This is a genomic window from Rhodoferax sp. GW822-FHT02A01, from assembly GCF_038784515.1.
In the GTDB taxonomy this organism is placed as follows: domain Bacteria; phylum Pseudomonadota; class Gammaproteobacteria; order Burkholderiales; family Burkholderiaceae_C; genus Allorhodoferax.
In genome coordinates, this window is sequence record NZ_CP152376.1 from 4,746,142 (window position 1) to 4,761,650 (window position 15,509).

Genomic DNA, 15,509 nt, shown 5'->3' on the forward strand with positions numbered 1-15,509 from the left:
GAACAAGGGGTAAGACAGACCATGACCGCAGCAGCGCTTTCACCGGTGTCCCTGGCCACCAAACTGGCCCGGGTTGAACGACGCAAGCGCTTGCGTTCCATGGCCCTGACCCTGCCCTTGCTGGTGTTCCTGGCGCTCACCTTTCTGGTGCCGCTGGGAGCACTGCTGATCCGCGCAGTGGAGAACCCGGAGGTCGCAGACAGCCTGGTGCAAACCGGCAAGGCCCTGTCGGGCTGGGACCGCAAGGCCGCTCCACCGGACGAGGCCTACCAAGCGCTTGTCAGTGACCTCGCCGCCATCCCCGAAACCGCACAGGCCGGTGTGTTGGCGCGCAGACTCAATTCGGAAGTGAGCGGTGCACGCTCGCTCATCATGAGCACCTACCGTGCCAAGCTGGACGTGGAAGGCCTGAGCGCAGCGCAGGTGAAGGACAAACTGATTGCGCAGGACGCCCGCTGGGGCGAACTCCCCTACTGGTGGGCCATTGCCAAGAACAGTTCACGCTGGACGCCCGACTATCTGCTGACCTCGCTGGACCTCAAGCGCGATGCGCAAGGCTCCATCGTGCGGGTGGGTGCCGAAGAAGCGGCCTTCAGCGACATCCTGCTGCGCACCTTCTCCATCAGCGCCGTCGTCACACTGATCTGCATACTCATTGGATATCCACTGGCCTATTGGCTCTCCACATTGAGCGAGCGCCGTGCCAACCTGATGATGATTTTGGTGCTGCTGCCCTTCTGGACTTCGGTGCTGGTGCGCATTGCTGCCTGGATCGTGCTGCTGCAAAGCAACGGACTGGTGAACCGTTTCCTGATGTTCTCAGGCCTGACCGACGGCCCTGTGCCTTTGCTGTTCAACCGCCTGGGCGTGGTGATCGCCATGGTGCACATCCTGCTGCCCTTCATGATCCTGCCGCTATACAGCGTGATGAAGTCGGTGCCCGCCAATTACGTGCGCGCCGCCGTATCCCTGGGCAGTGCGCCGCTGGCCGCGTTCTTCCGCATCTACGTGCCGCAGACCTACCCTGGCGTGGCCGCGGGCGGCCTGCTGGTGTTCATCACGGCCATTGGCTACTACGTCACCCCTGCCTTGCTCGGTGGTGCCGGTGACCAGATGCTGAGCTACTACGTGGCCCAGTACACCAATGTAGAAGTCAACTGGGGTATGGCCTGCGCACTGGGTTCGGTGCTGCTGATCACCACGCTGGCCCTGTACGCGGTGTACCGCCGCTTTGGCAAGGCCGAACTCAGCCTGGGATAAATCCAAACTATGCGCCCTTCTCAATTTCCCGCGTACTACACCCCGGCCGACAAGGCTGGCTGGTACGGCCTGCGACTGGTCTGTGCCGCCGTCCTGGGCTTCCTGTTGCTGCCTATCGTGGTGATCATTCCGCTGTCGTTCAGCAATTCCTCATTCCTGTCGTACCCGATCCCGGGCTGGTCCCTGCGCTGGTACCAGGAGCTGTTTGCGTCCGACGACTGGGCGCGCGCCACCCGCAACAGCTTCATCGTCGCCCCGCTGGCCACATTGATTGCCACTTCACTGGGCACCCTGGCCGCTGTGGGCCTGGCGCGGGTGCGCTTTTTCGGCAAGGGATTGGTCACCAGCCTGCTCATTGCCCCCATGGTGGTGCCCATCGTGGTGGTGGGCGTGAGCACCTACCTGTTCTTTGCCAAGATCGGTCTGTCAGACTCCTACACCGGGCTGGTACTGGTCCATGCTGCGCTAGGCGCCCCTTTTGTGGTGACCACCGTGCTGGCCACGCTGCAGAGCTTCAACCAGAACCTGGTCAAGGCCAGCCTGAGCCTGGGCGCCAACCCGGTCACCACCTTCTTTCGCATCACTTTGCCGGTGATTGCGCCCGGCGTGATCTCGGGTGCGCTCTTTGCCTTTGCCACCTCGTTTGACGAAGTCGTGGTGACGCTGTTTCTTGCCGGACCAGCGCAGACCACACTGCCGCGCCAGATGTTCACCGGCATTCGCGAAAACATCTCGCCTACCATTGCCGCCGTTGCCACGTTGCTGATACTGTTCACTGCTTCGCTGATGATGGTATTGGAATGGCTCAGGGGAAGAAGGAAGTGATGCCAAATGGAACCAACAACCCCGTGTCATCTGGCACAGTGCGGAAATCAAAAAGCCGCTACGCTTAGAGCTTTCGCCCTGCCCCGACAGCCCCAGACATTTGCCTTACAGGAATAGAACCATGGACATGAAAACCTCTCCTCTCGCCTTGCTCAAAGACCCCAGCCTGCTCAAGACGGAGGCACTGATCAACGGGCAATGGATCGCCGGGACTTCCCGCTTTGACGTGCTGGACCCGTCCAACGGCCGCAAGCTGGCCGACGTGGCCAACCTGGGCGCGGCCGATGCCGAAAAAGCCATTGCCGCAGCCAACGCCGCTTGGGGCCCCTGGAAAACCAAGACCGCCAAGGAACGCAGCATCATCCTGCGCAAGTGGTTCGACCTGCTCATGGCCAACCAAGAAGACCTGGGGCGCATCATGACCGCTGAGCAGGGCAAGCCTTTTGGCGAAGCCAAGGGCGAAGTAGCCTACGGCGCCAGCTTTGTGGAGTGGTTCGCGGAGGAAGCCAAGCGCGTCAACGGTGAGACCCTGCCACAGTTCGACAACAACCGCCGCCTGATGGTGATCAAGCAGCCCATCGGCGTTTGCGCCGCCATCACGCCCTGGAACTTCCCACTGGCCATGATCACGCGCAAGGTGGCGCCCGCCCTGGCTGCCGGCTGCACCGTCATCATCAAGCCGGCCGAGCTGACGCCGCTGACTGCTCTGGCCGCCGCCGAGCTTGCCCTGCGCGCCGGTATCCCCGCCGGTGTACTCAACATGATCACCGCCGACGCGGATCAGTCCATCGCCGTAGGTAAGGCCATTTGCGAAAGCGACGTGGTTCGCCATCTGAGCTTTACCGGTTCCACCGAAGTCGGCCGCATCCTGATGAAGCAATGTGCTCCCACCATCAAGAAGCTCTCGCTGGAGCTGGGCGGCAATGCACCCTTCATCGTGTTTGACGACGCCGACATCGACTCCGCTGTGGAAGGTGCACTGGCCAGCAAATACCGCAACGCCGGTCAGACCTGCGTCTGCGCCAACCGCTTCTATGTGCAAGAGGGCGTATACGACCAGTTCGTGACCAAGTTCAGCGCCAAGGTCAAGGCCATGAAGGTCGGCAACGGCTTTGAGGACGGCGTAGCCCAGGGCCCGCTGATCGAGGACGCCGCCATCGTCAAGGTCAAGCGCCATGTGGCCGATGCCATTGCCAAGGGCGGCAAGGTGGAAACCGGTGGCAACGCCCTGCAAGGCCAGTTCTTTGAACCCACCGTGGTATCCGGCGCCACTGCAGACATGCTGTGCGCCAAGGAAGAAACCTTCGGGCCCTTCGCCCCGGTGTTCAAGTTCAAGACCGAGCAAGAAGCCATCGATGCGGCCAACAACACCGAGTTCGGCCTGGCCAGCTACTTCTACAGCCGCGACATCGGCCGCATCCACCGCGTGGGTGAAGCGCTCGAATACGGCATGGTCGGCGTCAACGTGGGCATTCTGGCCACCGAACACGTGCCTTTTGGCGGCGTCAAGCAATCCGGCCTGGGCCGCGAAGGCTCGCACTTCGGTATGGACGACTACGTGGAGATCAAGTACCTCTGCGTGGGCGACATCCTGAAGTAAGCATGTAACCGTTTACACCCATCCAAGCACAAAGCCCCGCAAGGGGCTTTGTGCTTTCTGAATAACCCTGCTTCAATATATGTCATGGCATTAACAGCCTTGACATTAATTGCCTAGGCAATAACAATTGCCAGCCATGAAGAAATCTTTGCCTCCCCGCTCTTTTTACCGGTCGGAGAATTACCGACCCGAAGACAGCGTGGGCTATCTGATGCGCCAGATCATCAATATGGTCGGGCAGGAAGTGGAGCGACAGCTCGCCCACACCGATCTGACCAATGCGCAGTGGGTTCCCCTCTACAAGCTTTATCGGGGTGAGACAAGCACGGTTGCCGAACTGGCCCGCCAATGCAATCTGGATGCCGGCGCCATGACCCGCATGCTGGACCGTCTGGAAGCCAAGGGCCTGTGCAGACGCGTGCGCTCCGAGAGCGACCGTCGCGTGGTGAATATCGAACTCACCCCTGCCGGCAAGCAGGCTGCAGAGCAGATACCCGGCATATTGTGTGGCGTGCAGAACGCCCATCTCACAGGCTTCACGGATGACGATTTCCACAACCTGCGCGAGTACCTGCGTCGCATCCTGAACAACGCCAAATCCATTTCCAACCTTGCAAATGACAACCCTACCCACGGAACCGATACCGATGCAGCGCACTGATTACTCCCGCGGCATAGCGCAGCTTGCGCGCCTGACCCTCAGCAGCGTCGCGATTGCCACGCTGGCTGCATGTGCCAATTTTTCAGGCATCGAGCCTGTTGCGCAGCCGATCAAGGCAGACACACTGGGCCTGAAGAATCTGGACGCCAGCAAGGATGCTGACCGCGTGGCAACCGACAACGACTGGTGGCAGGCATTTGGCGATAGCCAGCTCAATGGTCTGGTGGAAAAGGCATTGCAGGACAGCCCGACCTTGAAAACGGCGCAAGCGCGTCTGGCACGGGCACAGGCCGCAAGTGCCACGGCCAAGTCTGCGGACTACCCTCAAGTGACCGCCGCCTTGGACCTGCAGCACCAGCTCTACTCGGCCAACTCCATCTACCCGCCTCCGATTGGGGGATCAGAGTGGGACAGCGGCAACCTGCAGGCATCCGCAAGCTGGGAGCTGGACTTCTTCGGCAAGAACCGTGCAACGCTGGACGCCACCATCGGTCAGATCAAGGCTGCCGAAGCCGATGCCCGTGCCGCCAGGGGCTTGCTGGCCACCAACGTCGCCCGCAACTACTTTCAGTTGGTGCGCATCCAGGCCCAGCTGGACGTGGCTCAGCGTACTTTGGACCAACGTATCCAGATCCAGGGATTGGTGCATGACCGACTGAATGCCGGACTGGACACCCAACTCGAACTGCAACAGGCAGCTGGCGGACTACCCGACGCTCGGTTCCAGATCGAAGTGCTCAAGGAACAGAAAGCGTTGACAGTGAATGCTCTGGCTGCGCTCACCGCCCAGCCGGCATCTGCGCTGAACATGACCTTACCGGCACTGGAGAAGATTCAGGGTGTGGCCGTGGCACAGAGCATGCCGCTGGATCTGCTGGGTCGCCGCTCCGACATTGCTGCGGCGCGCTGGCGCGTGGAGGCTGCGCAGAACGACGTGGACGCCGCCAAAGCCCAGTTCTATCCGAACGTCAATCTGGTGGCCTTCACAGGATTCTCCAGCTTTGGCTTTGAAAAGCTGCTGGAGAGCAAGAGCTCCGAATGGGGCGTGGGCCCAGCCATACGCCTGCCACTGTTCGAAGGCGGCCGCCTGCGCGCCAACCTGCGCGGCAAAACCGCCGATCTGGACGCCGCCATCGAGAGCTACAACGGGCAGGTCCTCGAAGCCGTGCATGAAGTGGCCGACCGCCTCTCATCTGCACAGGCCATACGCCGCCAGCAGACCGAACAAAGCGCCGCACTGGCCTCGGCCGAAACCGCCTACTCCATTGCCTTGCAGCGCTACCAGGCGGGCTTGGGCAACTACCTCAATGTATTGAGCGCCGAAGCACCTGTGCTGCAGCAACGTCGCCAGGGAGTAGACCTGGCAGCACGCGCACTGGACACCCAAGTGCAAATCCTGAATGCCGTAGGCGGAGACCTGAAGCCCGCCACCGCCCAATAAGCCACATCGCACCACCCCAAACAGAAAAGTACGCACCATGAACGCACCTGTAACACCCGCTGCCACTCCTGCCGTAGCTCCCACATCCAAGCGCGCCAAAGCACTCAAATTTGTCAGCATCGTGGTTCTCATCGGCCTGGCCTACGGCGCCTACGACTGGTACCTGCAACGCCATGAAGAGTCCACCGACAACGCCTATGTGCAAGGCAATGTGGTGCAGATCACGCCCCAAGTAGGCGGAACCGTCACATCCATCTTTGCCGATGACACCGACTTCGTGAAGGCCGGTCAGGCGCTGGTGCAACTGGACCCGGCCGATGCCAAGGTCGCACTTGACCAGGCTGAGGCCAACCTGGCCCAGGCCGTACGCCAAGTGCGCACCCTGTATGCCAACAACACCACCCTCTCGGCACAGATCGCCATCCGTGAATCCGACGTGGCACGCGCAAAGACCGATCTGGCACGCGCTACCGATGACCTGAACCGCCGCCAGTCGCTGGTGGGCAATGGCGCGGTTTCCAAGGAAGAGCTCAACCACACGCTGTCGCAAGTGGCTGCCGCCCAAAATGCCCTGTCTGCAGCGCAGGCCGGTGTCACGGCCGCACGTGAACAGCTCAACAGCAACCAGACGCTGACCGAAGGCACGCGCGTTGACTCGCATCCCAGCGTGATGGCTGCCGCCGCTAAGGTACGCGAGGCCTATCTGGCGCTGCACCGTGCTGCCCTGCCCGCTCCTGTCGATGGCTATGTGGCCAAGCGTAGCGTGCAACTGGGTCAGCGTGTGGCTGCCGGTTCGCCCCTGATGTCCATCATCCCGCTCAACCAACTTTGGGTGGACGCCAATTTCAAGGAAGTGCAGCTGCGCAACATCCGCATTGGCCAACCCGTGACGCTGACTGCCGACGTGTACGGAAAGAAAATGGAATACAAGGGTACGGTGGCAGGTCTGGGTGCCGGCACTGGTGCCGCCTTTGCCTTGCTGCCCGCGCAGAATGCCACCGGCAACTGGATCAAGGTGGTGCAGCGTGTGCCGGTGCGCATCGCGCTGGACCCCAAGCAAGTTGCACAAAGCCCTCTGCGCGTGGGCCTGTCGATGGAAGCCACGGTGGACATCACGGACCAGAGCGGCAAGTCGCTGGCCGATGCGGCCCATCCGTCCTCTGCTGTGCAGACCGAGGTCTATGCACTGATGGACAAGGGCGCGGACGACGAAGTCCACAAGATCATTGCCGCCAATGCGGGCAAGGGTAGCCACTAAGGCCCGCCTCACGGCACCACACACTGACACTGCGACCCCACATGTCCGCACCTGCTCATATTGCGCATCCTCCCCTGCAGGGCTCCGCCCGCCTGTGGGGAACGATTGCGCTGTCCGCTGCCACGTTCATGAACGTGCTGGACTCTTCCATCGCCAACGTGTCGTTGCCCGCGATTGCGGGTGACCTGGGCGTCAGCCCCAACCAGGGCACCTGGGTGATCACCAGCTTTGGCGTGGCCAATGCGATTGCCCTTCCCCTTACGGGCTGGCTGTCGCAACGTTTCGGACAGGTGCGCCTGTTCGTCACCAGCGTGTTGCTGTTTGTGATTTCATCCTGGCTGTGCGGCCTGGCTCCCAACATGAGCACGCTCATTGCCATGCGGGCGCTGCAAGGTTTTGTGGCCGGTCCCATGATGCCGCTGGCGCAAACGCTGCTGCTCAGCAGCTACCCGCCCGCACTGGCGGGGACAGCCATGGCCATGTGGGCCATGACCACGCTAGTGGCCCCGGTGATGGGGCCCTTGCTGGGTGGCTGGATCACGGATCACACCCATTGGGGCTGGATCTTCTTCATCAACATCCCGGTTGGCATCGCTGCGGCCTCCATGACCTGGACCATCTTTCACAAGCGTGAAACCCAGATCCGCAAGTTGCCGATTGACAGCACCGGTCTGGCACTGCTGGTGGTGTCGGTGAGCTGCCTGCAGATCATGCTGGACAAGGGCAAGGAGCTGGACTGGTTCCAGTCGCCGGAAGTCATCGCGCTGACGGCAGCATCCGCGATCGGATTCGCGTTCCTGATCGCCTGGGAACTGACCGACGAGCACCCGGTGGTGGACTTGCGCATGCTCAAGATCCGCAACTTCTGGACGGGTACGCTGTGCATGACGGTGGCCTACAGCCTCTTCATGGGCAACCTGGTATTGCTGCCCCTGTGGTTGCAGCAGTTCATGGGCTACACCTCTACCCAGGCCGGTGAGTTGATGGCGCCGGTGGGGTTGTTTGCGATTCTGCTCTCACCTTTGGTGGGCAAGAACGTCCAGAAATACGACCCGCGTGCGCTCACCAGCTTTGCCTTTGTGGTCTTCGCGCTGGTGCTGTGGATGCGCTCGCAATTCAACACCCAGGCGGATTTTGGAACCATCATGATTCCCACCATCATCCAGGGCATTGCGTTGGCATTCTTCTTTATCCCGCTGACCACCATCACGCTCAGCGGCATGACACCTGACAAGATCGCAGGCGCTTCCGGTCTGTCGAGTTTTGCGCGGATCGTGGGCGGTTCGTTCGGCACATCCATCGCCGTATCGGTCTGGCAGGACCGGGCCGCCATGCACCATGCCCAACTCGCGGAACTGATCAACCGCGGCAGCATGGCCACCAACTCCACGTTGGCGAACTTTTCAGCTGCAGGGATGGACACCGAGCAGGCGCTGTCGCAAATCAATCGCCTGATTGATCAACAGGCCTTCATGCTGGCGGCCAATGACGTGTTCCACGGCTCAGCCATCATCTTCATCCTGCTCATCCCCATGGTGTGGCTGTCACGCCCGCCAAAGAAAGGGGCTGGTGCAGCGGCTTCGGCTGAGGCTGCTGCCGGGGCGCACTGATGCACGAGCGCCACTGAGTCAGCTACCCATGCAACCCGCGGCCATTGCGTCCGCGGGTTTTCTGCTTTCAAGGCTTGACGGCCTTTTCCTTTTTCAACTTGTCGTAGAGGGCCACGTTTTCCTCCGCGGTCTTGAATGGCTGCTTGGCAACGATCAGGTGCTTAATGTTGGTGTACGGTCCTTCACCAATGACACCATTGGTCACCAGCCAAACCTTGCTCCCATACGGCCGGTTTGCAACGATGCGTTTGGCTTCGGCGTCGCCTATGCCCGGCAGCTTCTTGAGTTGAACTTCAGTGGCACTGTTGATATCAACCAGCTTGATCTTTGCCAACGCCTTGCGGCGTTCGGCCAAGCGGGCCTTGCTTTTGGGCGTGCTTTCCATACCGCCTATCACCGCTGGCTCACCATCCTGATGCGGAGCAGCCGGTTGTGCCTGTGCAATTGGAATACAGACCATCGCCACAACCAAGAAAATGCATTTCACTTGCATAGCTAACCTTCAAGAAATAAATCCATTTCGCTGTCCAAAAAAAACCCGGGGGCTTTCGCGCCCGGGTTTGAGTATGTCACGCACAAAGGCCGCTATTTCGAGTGCGCTGCCTTGATGTTGGCGGCACTGTTTGGACCGTGGCAGGTGAAGCAGGTCTCCGTGCCAGCAGCATTCGGCGTTGCATTGGATCCGCGCGGCGCATAGAGAACACCACCATTGGCCAGCATGTGGTCACGGGCATAGGCGTTCAGATTGGCGTTCCTGGCGTAGGTCTTCGTCGAGTCAGTGGGCACTGGGCAGCTGTACGTTGCAGTGGTGCCATTTGCAGCCGTATAAGTCGTACCGTCCTTGGTTCTGTCGCAGTCGTCATGGCATGCAAAGCAGACCGTTGCCGTCGGGGACTCCACCAGATTTGTGGAGGCCGCTGCCGTAGACCCATTGTTGGTCGAGGTGCTGAAGCCGACACCGTAATTGGTATCCTGAACGATGTACGGCGAATAGGCAAACTTGGTCAGGGCCGATGCAGAGCTACTGAAAGTGCTTGTATCGTTATTGGGGCTGACCGCAGTGTAGCGATACGTCTTGTTCGCAGCGACCGTCAACCGTCCATTGGCCGAGTAGTCATAGGAACCGGGTACGTGGCAGGCCTCGCAGTTCTTGAGGACGCCGGGGTATCCGATGGTCCAGAACCCATCCGTGGTGGAAGCGGCATGCCAGGTGAAACTGTTCTTGCGCTTCGCACTGCCGTGGATGCCGTGGACGAAGTTGGTCGAATCGGCCGACCATCCGGAACTGGTCCGGTTCGGGTTGTGGCACCAAGAACATGTGGTTCCGTCATTGCGCTGACCCGCATGGAATTGGGACGTATTGAACGCGCCCAGCTCCTGGTGGCAGTTGTTGCAACGCTTGTCTTCAACAATCTGGCGACGTCCGGTATAGCCCGTACCGACCACCTGCACATCAGGCGCCACCACGATCAATCCGCCCGTCTTGTTGGGCATTCCTGCGGTCAGCGTGACCGATCCGTTCTGGCCATTGGCCGTGGCTGGGGTGATGGGGTAGTTCGTCAGATTGGTCTGGGTCAAAGGCATCGTGGTTGCGGGCGCATAGGTGTAGCCAAGGCCGCCGGTCAACATGGTTGCGTCGTCGTTCAGCGTTACCCCCGTAAACGTCACGGTGTAGTAGCCATTGGCGTCAGGACCGGTCATGGTGGCTCCCGTGTCCTTGCCATTCCAGATGCTGCGCAAATACTTGCTGCTGCTGCCGTTGAAGTCGGCAGGAGCCGTGACGCCGTCTTGTGGTCTTGCGAATACAAAGTACACACTGGGTGAACCCATGAAGCCATCCCACATTTCAAGCCCGCTCAAGGTGGAGTTGGGTGTTCCTGGAGCCGGTTTGGCATTGAAATCCACACGTGCGCCGTTCTGCAGCATGCGGAAGACCATGACCGGCTGCTTGCTGCTGTTGCGCGACACACTGCTTATGTCGTATGTCACCTTGACCGCACCATCAGGCAGGTTGTTCGGATTGGAGGCCAACCAGGCGGCATTGGTATTTCCGTTGCAAGTGCCGGCGCTAGCGCAATTTGCGAACATGCTGCTGGCCGTGTCCTGCGGTGTGACGGCGACGTGCACCTTCTTGATCGCCACCGAGTTGTGGCAACTGCTACACATGCTGTCATTTGGCTGCGCACCGCCTACACCATTCGCTCCGTGGCCTGCGCCGGTGTTGTAGTTGATAATGTCGTGGCAGGCACCGCACGCCAGTCGGCTGGGCTTGGTGTTCCAGTTGTTACCCTGTGGCGTCGCCATCTGCACAACGGTACCGTCAATCTTGGTCACCGTGTTGGCGGTGCCATCAGGCTTTGTGGTGTCGCCACTGTGGCACTTGGCGCAGTTGGTGATCAGCTGTGGATACTTGGTATCGTTCAACGCAACCCCACCGACACTGTAGCCGGACCTTCTGAGCTCTTCACCCATGTGGATCTTGTGGATGAACACCGGGAAGTCGAGGTTGGAATGCCGATCCGATGCATCCAGTCCGTTGATGGTCGGAGTGGTGGCGCTTGTGAAAGTGAGGCCGTCAGCTGCGTACTGTGTGGCTGCCGTACCGGCGCTTCCGTACTTGCGTTGATCGGTATGGCAAACAACGCACTGGCGTGCTTCCTGACGTCCGCCGCCCCAACCTTTGAGTTCATTTCCGCCATGGAAAGTGAACTTGTTATGGCAAGACGCGCAGGCTGCAACGTTGACGATTTCGCGCTGCTCAACATCGGTGTCGCTTGCCGTGATCACGCGACCCGTTGCCGGAATCCAGTCGAATACCAGGTCGACTGGTGTACGGATCTGGTCGTAGGACGTATTGGCATAGCCATCCGGGCAGATGCCGTTGTTGGTGTGGCAGTACGTGCTGGCAGAGGAACTTGTGCTGCTGCTCTTGGAGCCGCGCACCACACTGGAGACCTGGATAACCAGACGGTGTAGCGCATTGGGATCGTAGGTCAGATCGCCAAGATCAGCGATCTGCTGTGTAGTGCCGTTGGGTGCAGTGGAGCTGGCAACCTGCTGGGCAACTTGCGTAATATCTCGACGGAAGGTGTATTTGTATTGGCCGTTGCCGAGGTATTCCAGCGTGCCATTGTTTTCGGTTCCGGGTGCTCCGGGCGTGTAGGCGGTTGCCTTTCCGGTCGAATCCAGGGTTGGCGTCGAAACCATGTAGCTCACCCACTTTCCCGGGCTGCCATTGGAACCAGGGACGTACTTTGCAATGGCAAACGAAAGATTGGGATAGAAGGGAACGCTGTCCGTTGTGCCGCTTCCAGCGGGGCTGGCTACTGCACCTGTCTTCACGTCAGTTCGCTTGACCCACAATTGATCAACACCAGTCAAGGCCGTGTTGTTGTCCGAATTGACCAGCTGGAACGTGATGACCGGTGGGCTGTGGATGGTCACTCCCTGCACCGAACCGCTGATGGACAAATTGGCCATAGCCGCTGTGGACAGAGCCGCCGCATTGGTCGTACCGGAAGTTGTAACAGGCGCCGTTCCGGAAGTGGAAGAAGAACTGGTGGCAACGCCGTCGCTGCCACCGCCGCCGCAACTGATCAGTGTTGCACTGATTAATGCCAGCAGGCTACTGCCAAAGAATGTGCGTTTCATGTCGGTTCCCCTGTGCTTACTTGAATTTGTAGACGTAACGGCCGCCTACGAAAGTGACGTTTTGAATGGGCTGCAGCGAGACTGTCGAGTTGTCGGCGTAAGCGAAAGGTGTCGTACTGCTGCCCCAGGCCCACTGGTTGTATTCAGTGCGCTGATTGATCAGTTCAAACTGGATTTCCGATGCCTTGTCCAACTGGTACTTGGCATACAGCTTGAGAGTCATGGAACGATAGATTTCGTCCGAAGGCGGGTTGACGACTGCAGCACCCGTGGTCATGTTGATCCGGTAGGTATTGCGGTCTTCCAGAAAGGAAACGTTGCCCCCCAGTTCAAGCTTCGAGCTGATCTTTGCCGTTGCACCCAATCCGACCGTGGTATTCAGGTTGCCTAATTCAGCGATATACCCAACATCTTGGCGCATGCCCATGGTCTGTTTTCCGCTGCTGGCATACGCCGTTAAAGCCCACTTGTCATTGAGCTTGAGACTGGCATCCAGGTTGACAGAAAACGTGTCTGCGTTGTTCACGCCTGCCGACGTGGGTCCACTGTAATGATCCGTTCCTTGCTCGACCGAAGCTTGAATCGACAGCGCATCGCTTGCCATCCAGTCAGACGCAATCTTCACGGCGTCGCGATTGCGGTCCAGCATCGTCACAGGGAACGTTCCGCTCAGATTGCTGCTGGCAGAGTAGGAAATGAACGCATAGCCGGTGGTGGGATCTAGCGAATACCAGCGGTAGCCATCCCGCTCGCTATGCCTCAAACTAAGGGAGCCATTGAGGGTCTCCGACAGTGATCGACGCAACTCCGCGGTAAACCCGACTTCATTTGTCCGCTCCCGCATGGCGGCCATGGAGTCACTTGGAACCAGCGACGTGGAAACAGGACGATTGCGGTTGATGGACGCATAGTCAATGGCCAACAACCCGCGTGTATCACGTGAAAATTGGTAAAGTGCCTCGGCCTTGCCAGTCATGCGCAAGGAGTTGCTCGGCGAGTTCGTGTAAAGAGTACCCGAGCTGTCGGCGTAATAGTTGGCGATCCGGGTGCTGTCATCTTTCTGCTCGTAGCGGCCATTGAAATTGAGCGTCCAGTCGCTGCCGGGTCGCATGGTCAGTCCAACTTGCGCCAAGGTGGTATCAACAGCGCCGCCCAAGCTTCCAGAACCCAGACTGCCAAAACTTTCATCTTGTGTGGCATGGGTGTAGGCGACCTTGAAATTGGCACGTGTGGTGGGCTGGAACGCGTAGGTGCCCGAAAGATAGATCTGGTGTGCCTGGTTGTCGGGGGCGAGCGCAACCGGTTGCGAAAGGTTGGTGGCCAGTGCAGCCTGCGTCGCTCCGGCGCCCAATACGCCGCCAATCCCGCCGAGGGAAACGGTGCTGTTATCGTTCTTGTAAAAAGATCCGTAGTAGCCGGCAGTGATGCTGAGCTTGTCTTCAAAATAGTGGACGGCACCTTCAAATTGCTGGGTAGTGGAATTGACCGGCTCCGGCATGAGGAACAACGCAGCCACCGTTGAATTGGTCCCTGAACAGATCGGGCTGATTACGTTGGAGCAATATCCACCGACGCCGGAAAGGCGGGTTCCATCTTTGTCTTCACTCTTGAAGTTCGCCTCGACGGACAGGTTGGATGAAATCCATTTGAGACCTGAGAGCGAAAACGATTTTCTCTTAAGGTCCAGGTTGACATTCGTTCCACCCGCCAATGCCACGGAATTGGTTACCGGATTGGTGCTGCCAATGCCCTGCATGCCCGTGTTGAGCGTCAGCGGATCGTGATGAACCTGCTCACTGTATTCAATGGAGAACTTCCAGTCGCTCTGCATCTCACGGGAGAAGTTCAGCTCCCGGTTGTCCAGCCCCAGATTGCGACCCTCGCTGCGCGTCCATAGCCCGGTTGCCTCCTCGCGCCGGATGTACTCATAGTCCAGTAGGACAGCAGAGTCGGAATCGCCGTAGCCGTTGTATTGGCTCCAGAGGCTGCGGTCTTTGCGGGAACCCGATGTGCCTGCAGCGCCTACGGAAACGGAGGTCGTGTCGGGCTTGGTCAGCTTGTCCATGTCGTCGTCGGCATAGGCCTGACCAAAGGCCGCCAACAGCGCCACGACAAGTACCGTCTGCTGAAAGCTGCAATGTTCTTTGCGTGTTGTCATGATCGTTACACCTTCTCAACGGAAGAGGCGCTGTCCAGCGGAAGCTGGGTTGTTGCTGCCATGCACCTGGGTGTGGCAGTTGAGACAGCCCCGTCCCTGGGTGATTGCGGCTCCATTCCACCAGCCCGGATTGCCGACTGAACCGCTGGCCACAGAAGGCTGGATCGCTCCATGGGTGGTATGGCAGGTCTGGCACAGGAACGGCGGTCGGCTCTTCAACAGACTTGGTGCCGTGGTGCCATGCGCCTCGTGGCAGTTGCCGCAGTTCTCATCAACGGGTTGGTGGCTATGCACAAAGGGGCCACGCTTTTCCATGTGGCAGGCATAGCAGGTGTCAACTACGCTGTCGCGCTTCATCAAGCTGGGACCAGCCGAGCCATGCGGGTTATGACAGTCGGAGCACGACATCTTGCCTTCAACCAAAGGATGGTGTGACGGCTTGTTCAGCTGTGTGCGCTGGGCCTTGTGGCATGCGAAGCAGGTCTCGCTCTGCATCCGTTTGTCACGCACCGGATCCTTGGCGACGTGCGCCTTGTGGCAAGCGGAACAGGTTACATCACGTGTCTGATGTACGCTGCCGTCCCAGTGATCACGCTTGCTATCGTGGGAGTGGCACTCCTGACATGTTTCGTTTCGAACCTGTGCGCTCGAAGGCGTCTTGCCACCATAGACGACATCAGGGTGAGGCCGCTTTCCGGACCCCTTGTAGTCCAGATGGGCCTCGCTCGCGCCATGGCAACTGGTGCAGGTAGGTGTGCGAATGTCCGTTTGCGTTCCATGGCGGGTTTTGCCGATCGGGTTTGGAGGGCGGGTGTCGGCCACCGTTCCATGCCGGGTCTTGCCGATGGCAAGAAGTTCGGGTGCATCGGATTCGTCATGACAGGCCGTGCAGGCTGCATCACCCTTTAGTACCAGGTCTTGGGGCTCGTCGGCGGCCTGCACCGACGATACGCACAGCACCACCCCCGCGGCCACACACCACGTCATCAACCGTCTCATGAGCTTCATTTCCGTTTCCCTAATGTGTGCCCGTGTTTCCGGGCCC

The 15,509-nt window shown here is 59.5% G+C and carries 11 protein-coding genes; 7 read left to right on the forward strand and 4 right to left on the reverse strand.

Annotated features, from left to right (window positions below):
- Window positions 1–21 precede the first annotated feature (21 nt).
- The 7 genes from AAGF34_RS22525 (at window position 22) to AAGF34_RS22555 (ending at window position 8,655) form a co-directional block, all read left to right on the forward strand.
- Window positions 22–1,260, forward strand: a complete 1,239-nt coding sequence (locus AAGF34_RS22525) for an ABC transporter permease (RefSeq protein ID WP_342617939.1) — start codon at window positions 22–24, stop codon at window positions 1,258–1,260.
- Window positions 1,261–1,269: 9 nt separating this feature from the next.
- Window positions 1,270–2,085, forward strand: a complete 816-nt coding sequence (locus tag AAGF34_RS22530) for an ABC transporter permease (protein ID WP_342617940.1) — start codon at window positions 1,270–1,272, stop codon at window positions 2,083–2,085.
- 121 nt (window positions 2,086–2,206) lie between these two features.
- Complete coding sequence (locus tag AAGF34_RS22535; RefSeq protein ID WP_342617941.1) at window positions 2,207–3,685, forward strand: NAD-dependent succinate-semialdehyde dehydrogenase; 1,479 nt, start codon at window positions 2,207–2,209, stop codon at window positions 3,683–3,685.
- A 136-nt stretch (window positions 3,686–3,821) separates the two neighbouring features.
- Window positions 3,822–4,346, forward strand: coding sequence for a MarR family transcriptional regulator (locus AAGF34_RS22540; protein WP_342617942.1), 525 nt, complete (start codon window positions 3,822–3,824; stop codon window positions 4,344–4,346).
- Entirely contained in the window at window positions 4,333–5,787 is a 1,455-nt protein-coding gene (locus AAGF34_RS22545) for an efflux transporter outer membrane subunit (RefSeq protein WP_342617943.1), read from the forward strand. The genes AAGF34_RS22540 and AAGF34_RS22545 overlap by 14 nt, the downstream gene beginning before the upstream one ends.
- Window positions 5,788–5,824: 37 nt before the next feature.
- A complete protein-coding gene (locus AAGF34_RS22550; RefSeq protein WP_342617944.1) occupies window positions 5,825–7,045 on the forward strand; it encodes an HlyD family efflux transporter periplasmic adaptor subunit in 1,221 nt (406 codons plus the stop codon).
- 41 nt (window positions 7,046–7,086) lie between these two features.
- Window positions 7,087–8,655 carry a DHA2 family efflux MFS transporter permease subunit gene (locus AAGF34_RS22555; RefSeq protein ID WP_342617945.1) on the forward strand — a complete coding sequence of 523 codons (1,569 nt, stop codon included), beginning with the start codon at window positions 7,087–7,089 and terminating at the stop codon, window positions 8,653–8,655.
- Window positions 8,656–8,722: 67 nt separating this feature from the next.
- On the opposite strand, the gene AAGF34_RS22560 is transcribed toward AAGF34_RS22555, so the two are convergent.
- The 4 genes from AAGF34_RS22560 to AAGF34_RS22575 all read right to left on the reverse strand — a co-directional run bounded on the left by AAGF34_RS22560 (window position 8,723) and on the right by AAGF34_RS22575 (window position 15,472).
- Window positions 8,723–9,115: a helix-hairpin-helix domain-containing protein gene (locus AAGF34_RS22560; protein ID WP_342617946.1), complete on the reverse strand. Its 393-nt coding sequence runs from the start codon at window positions 9,113–9,115 to the stop codon at window positions 8,723–8,725.
- 125 nt (window positions 9,116–9,240) lie between these two features.
- Entirely contained in the window at window positions 9,241–12,306 is a 3,066-nt protein-coding gene (locus tag AAGF34_RS22565) for an OmcA/MtrC family decaheme c-type cytochrome (RefSeq protein ID WP_342617947.1), read from the reverse strand.
- Between the two features lie 16 nt (window positions 12,307–12,322).
- On the reverse strand, window positions 12,323–14,416 hold the full coding sequence (locus AAGF34_RS22570; RefSeq protein WP_342617948.1) for an MtrB/PioB family decaheme-associated outer membrane protein: 2,094 nt from the start codon (window positions 14,414–14,416) through the stop codon (window positions 12,323–12,325).
- A 63-nt stretch (window positions 14,417–14,479) separates the two neighbouring features.
- Window positions 14,480–15,472 carry a DmsE family decaheme c-type cytochrome gene (locus AAGF34_RS22575; protein ID WP_342617949.1) on the reverse strand — a complete coding sequence of 331 codons (993 nt, stop codon included), beginning with the start codon at window positions 15,470–15,472 and terminating at the stop codon, window positions 14,480–14,482.
- Between the last annotated feature and the right edge of the window lie 37 nt (window positions 15,473–15,509).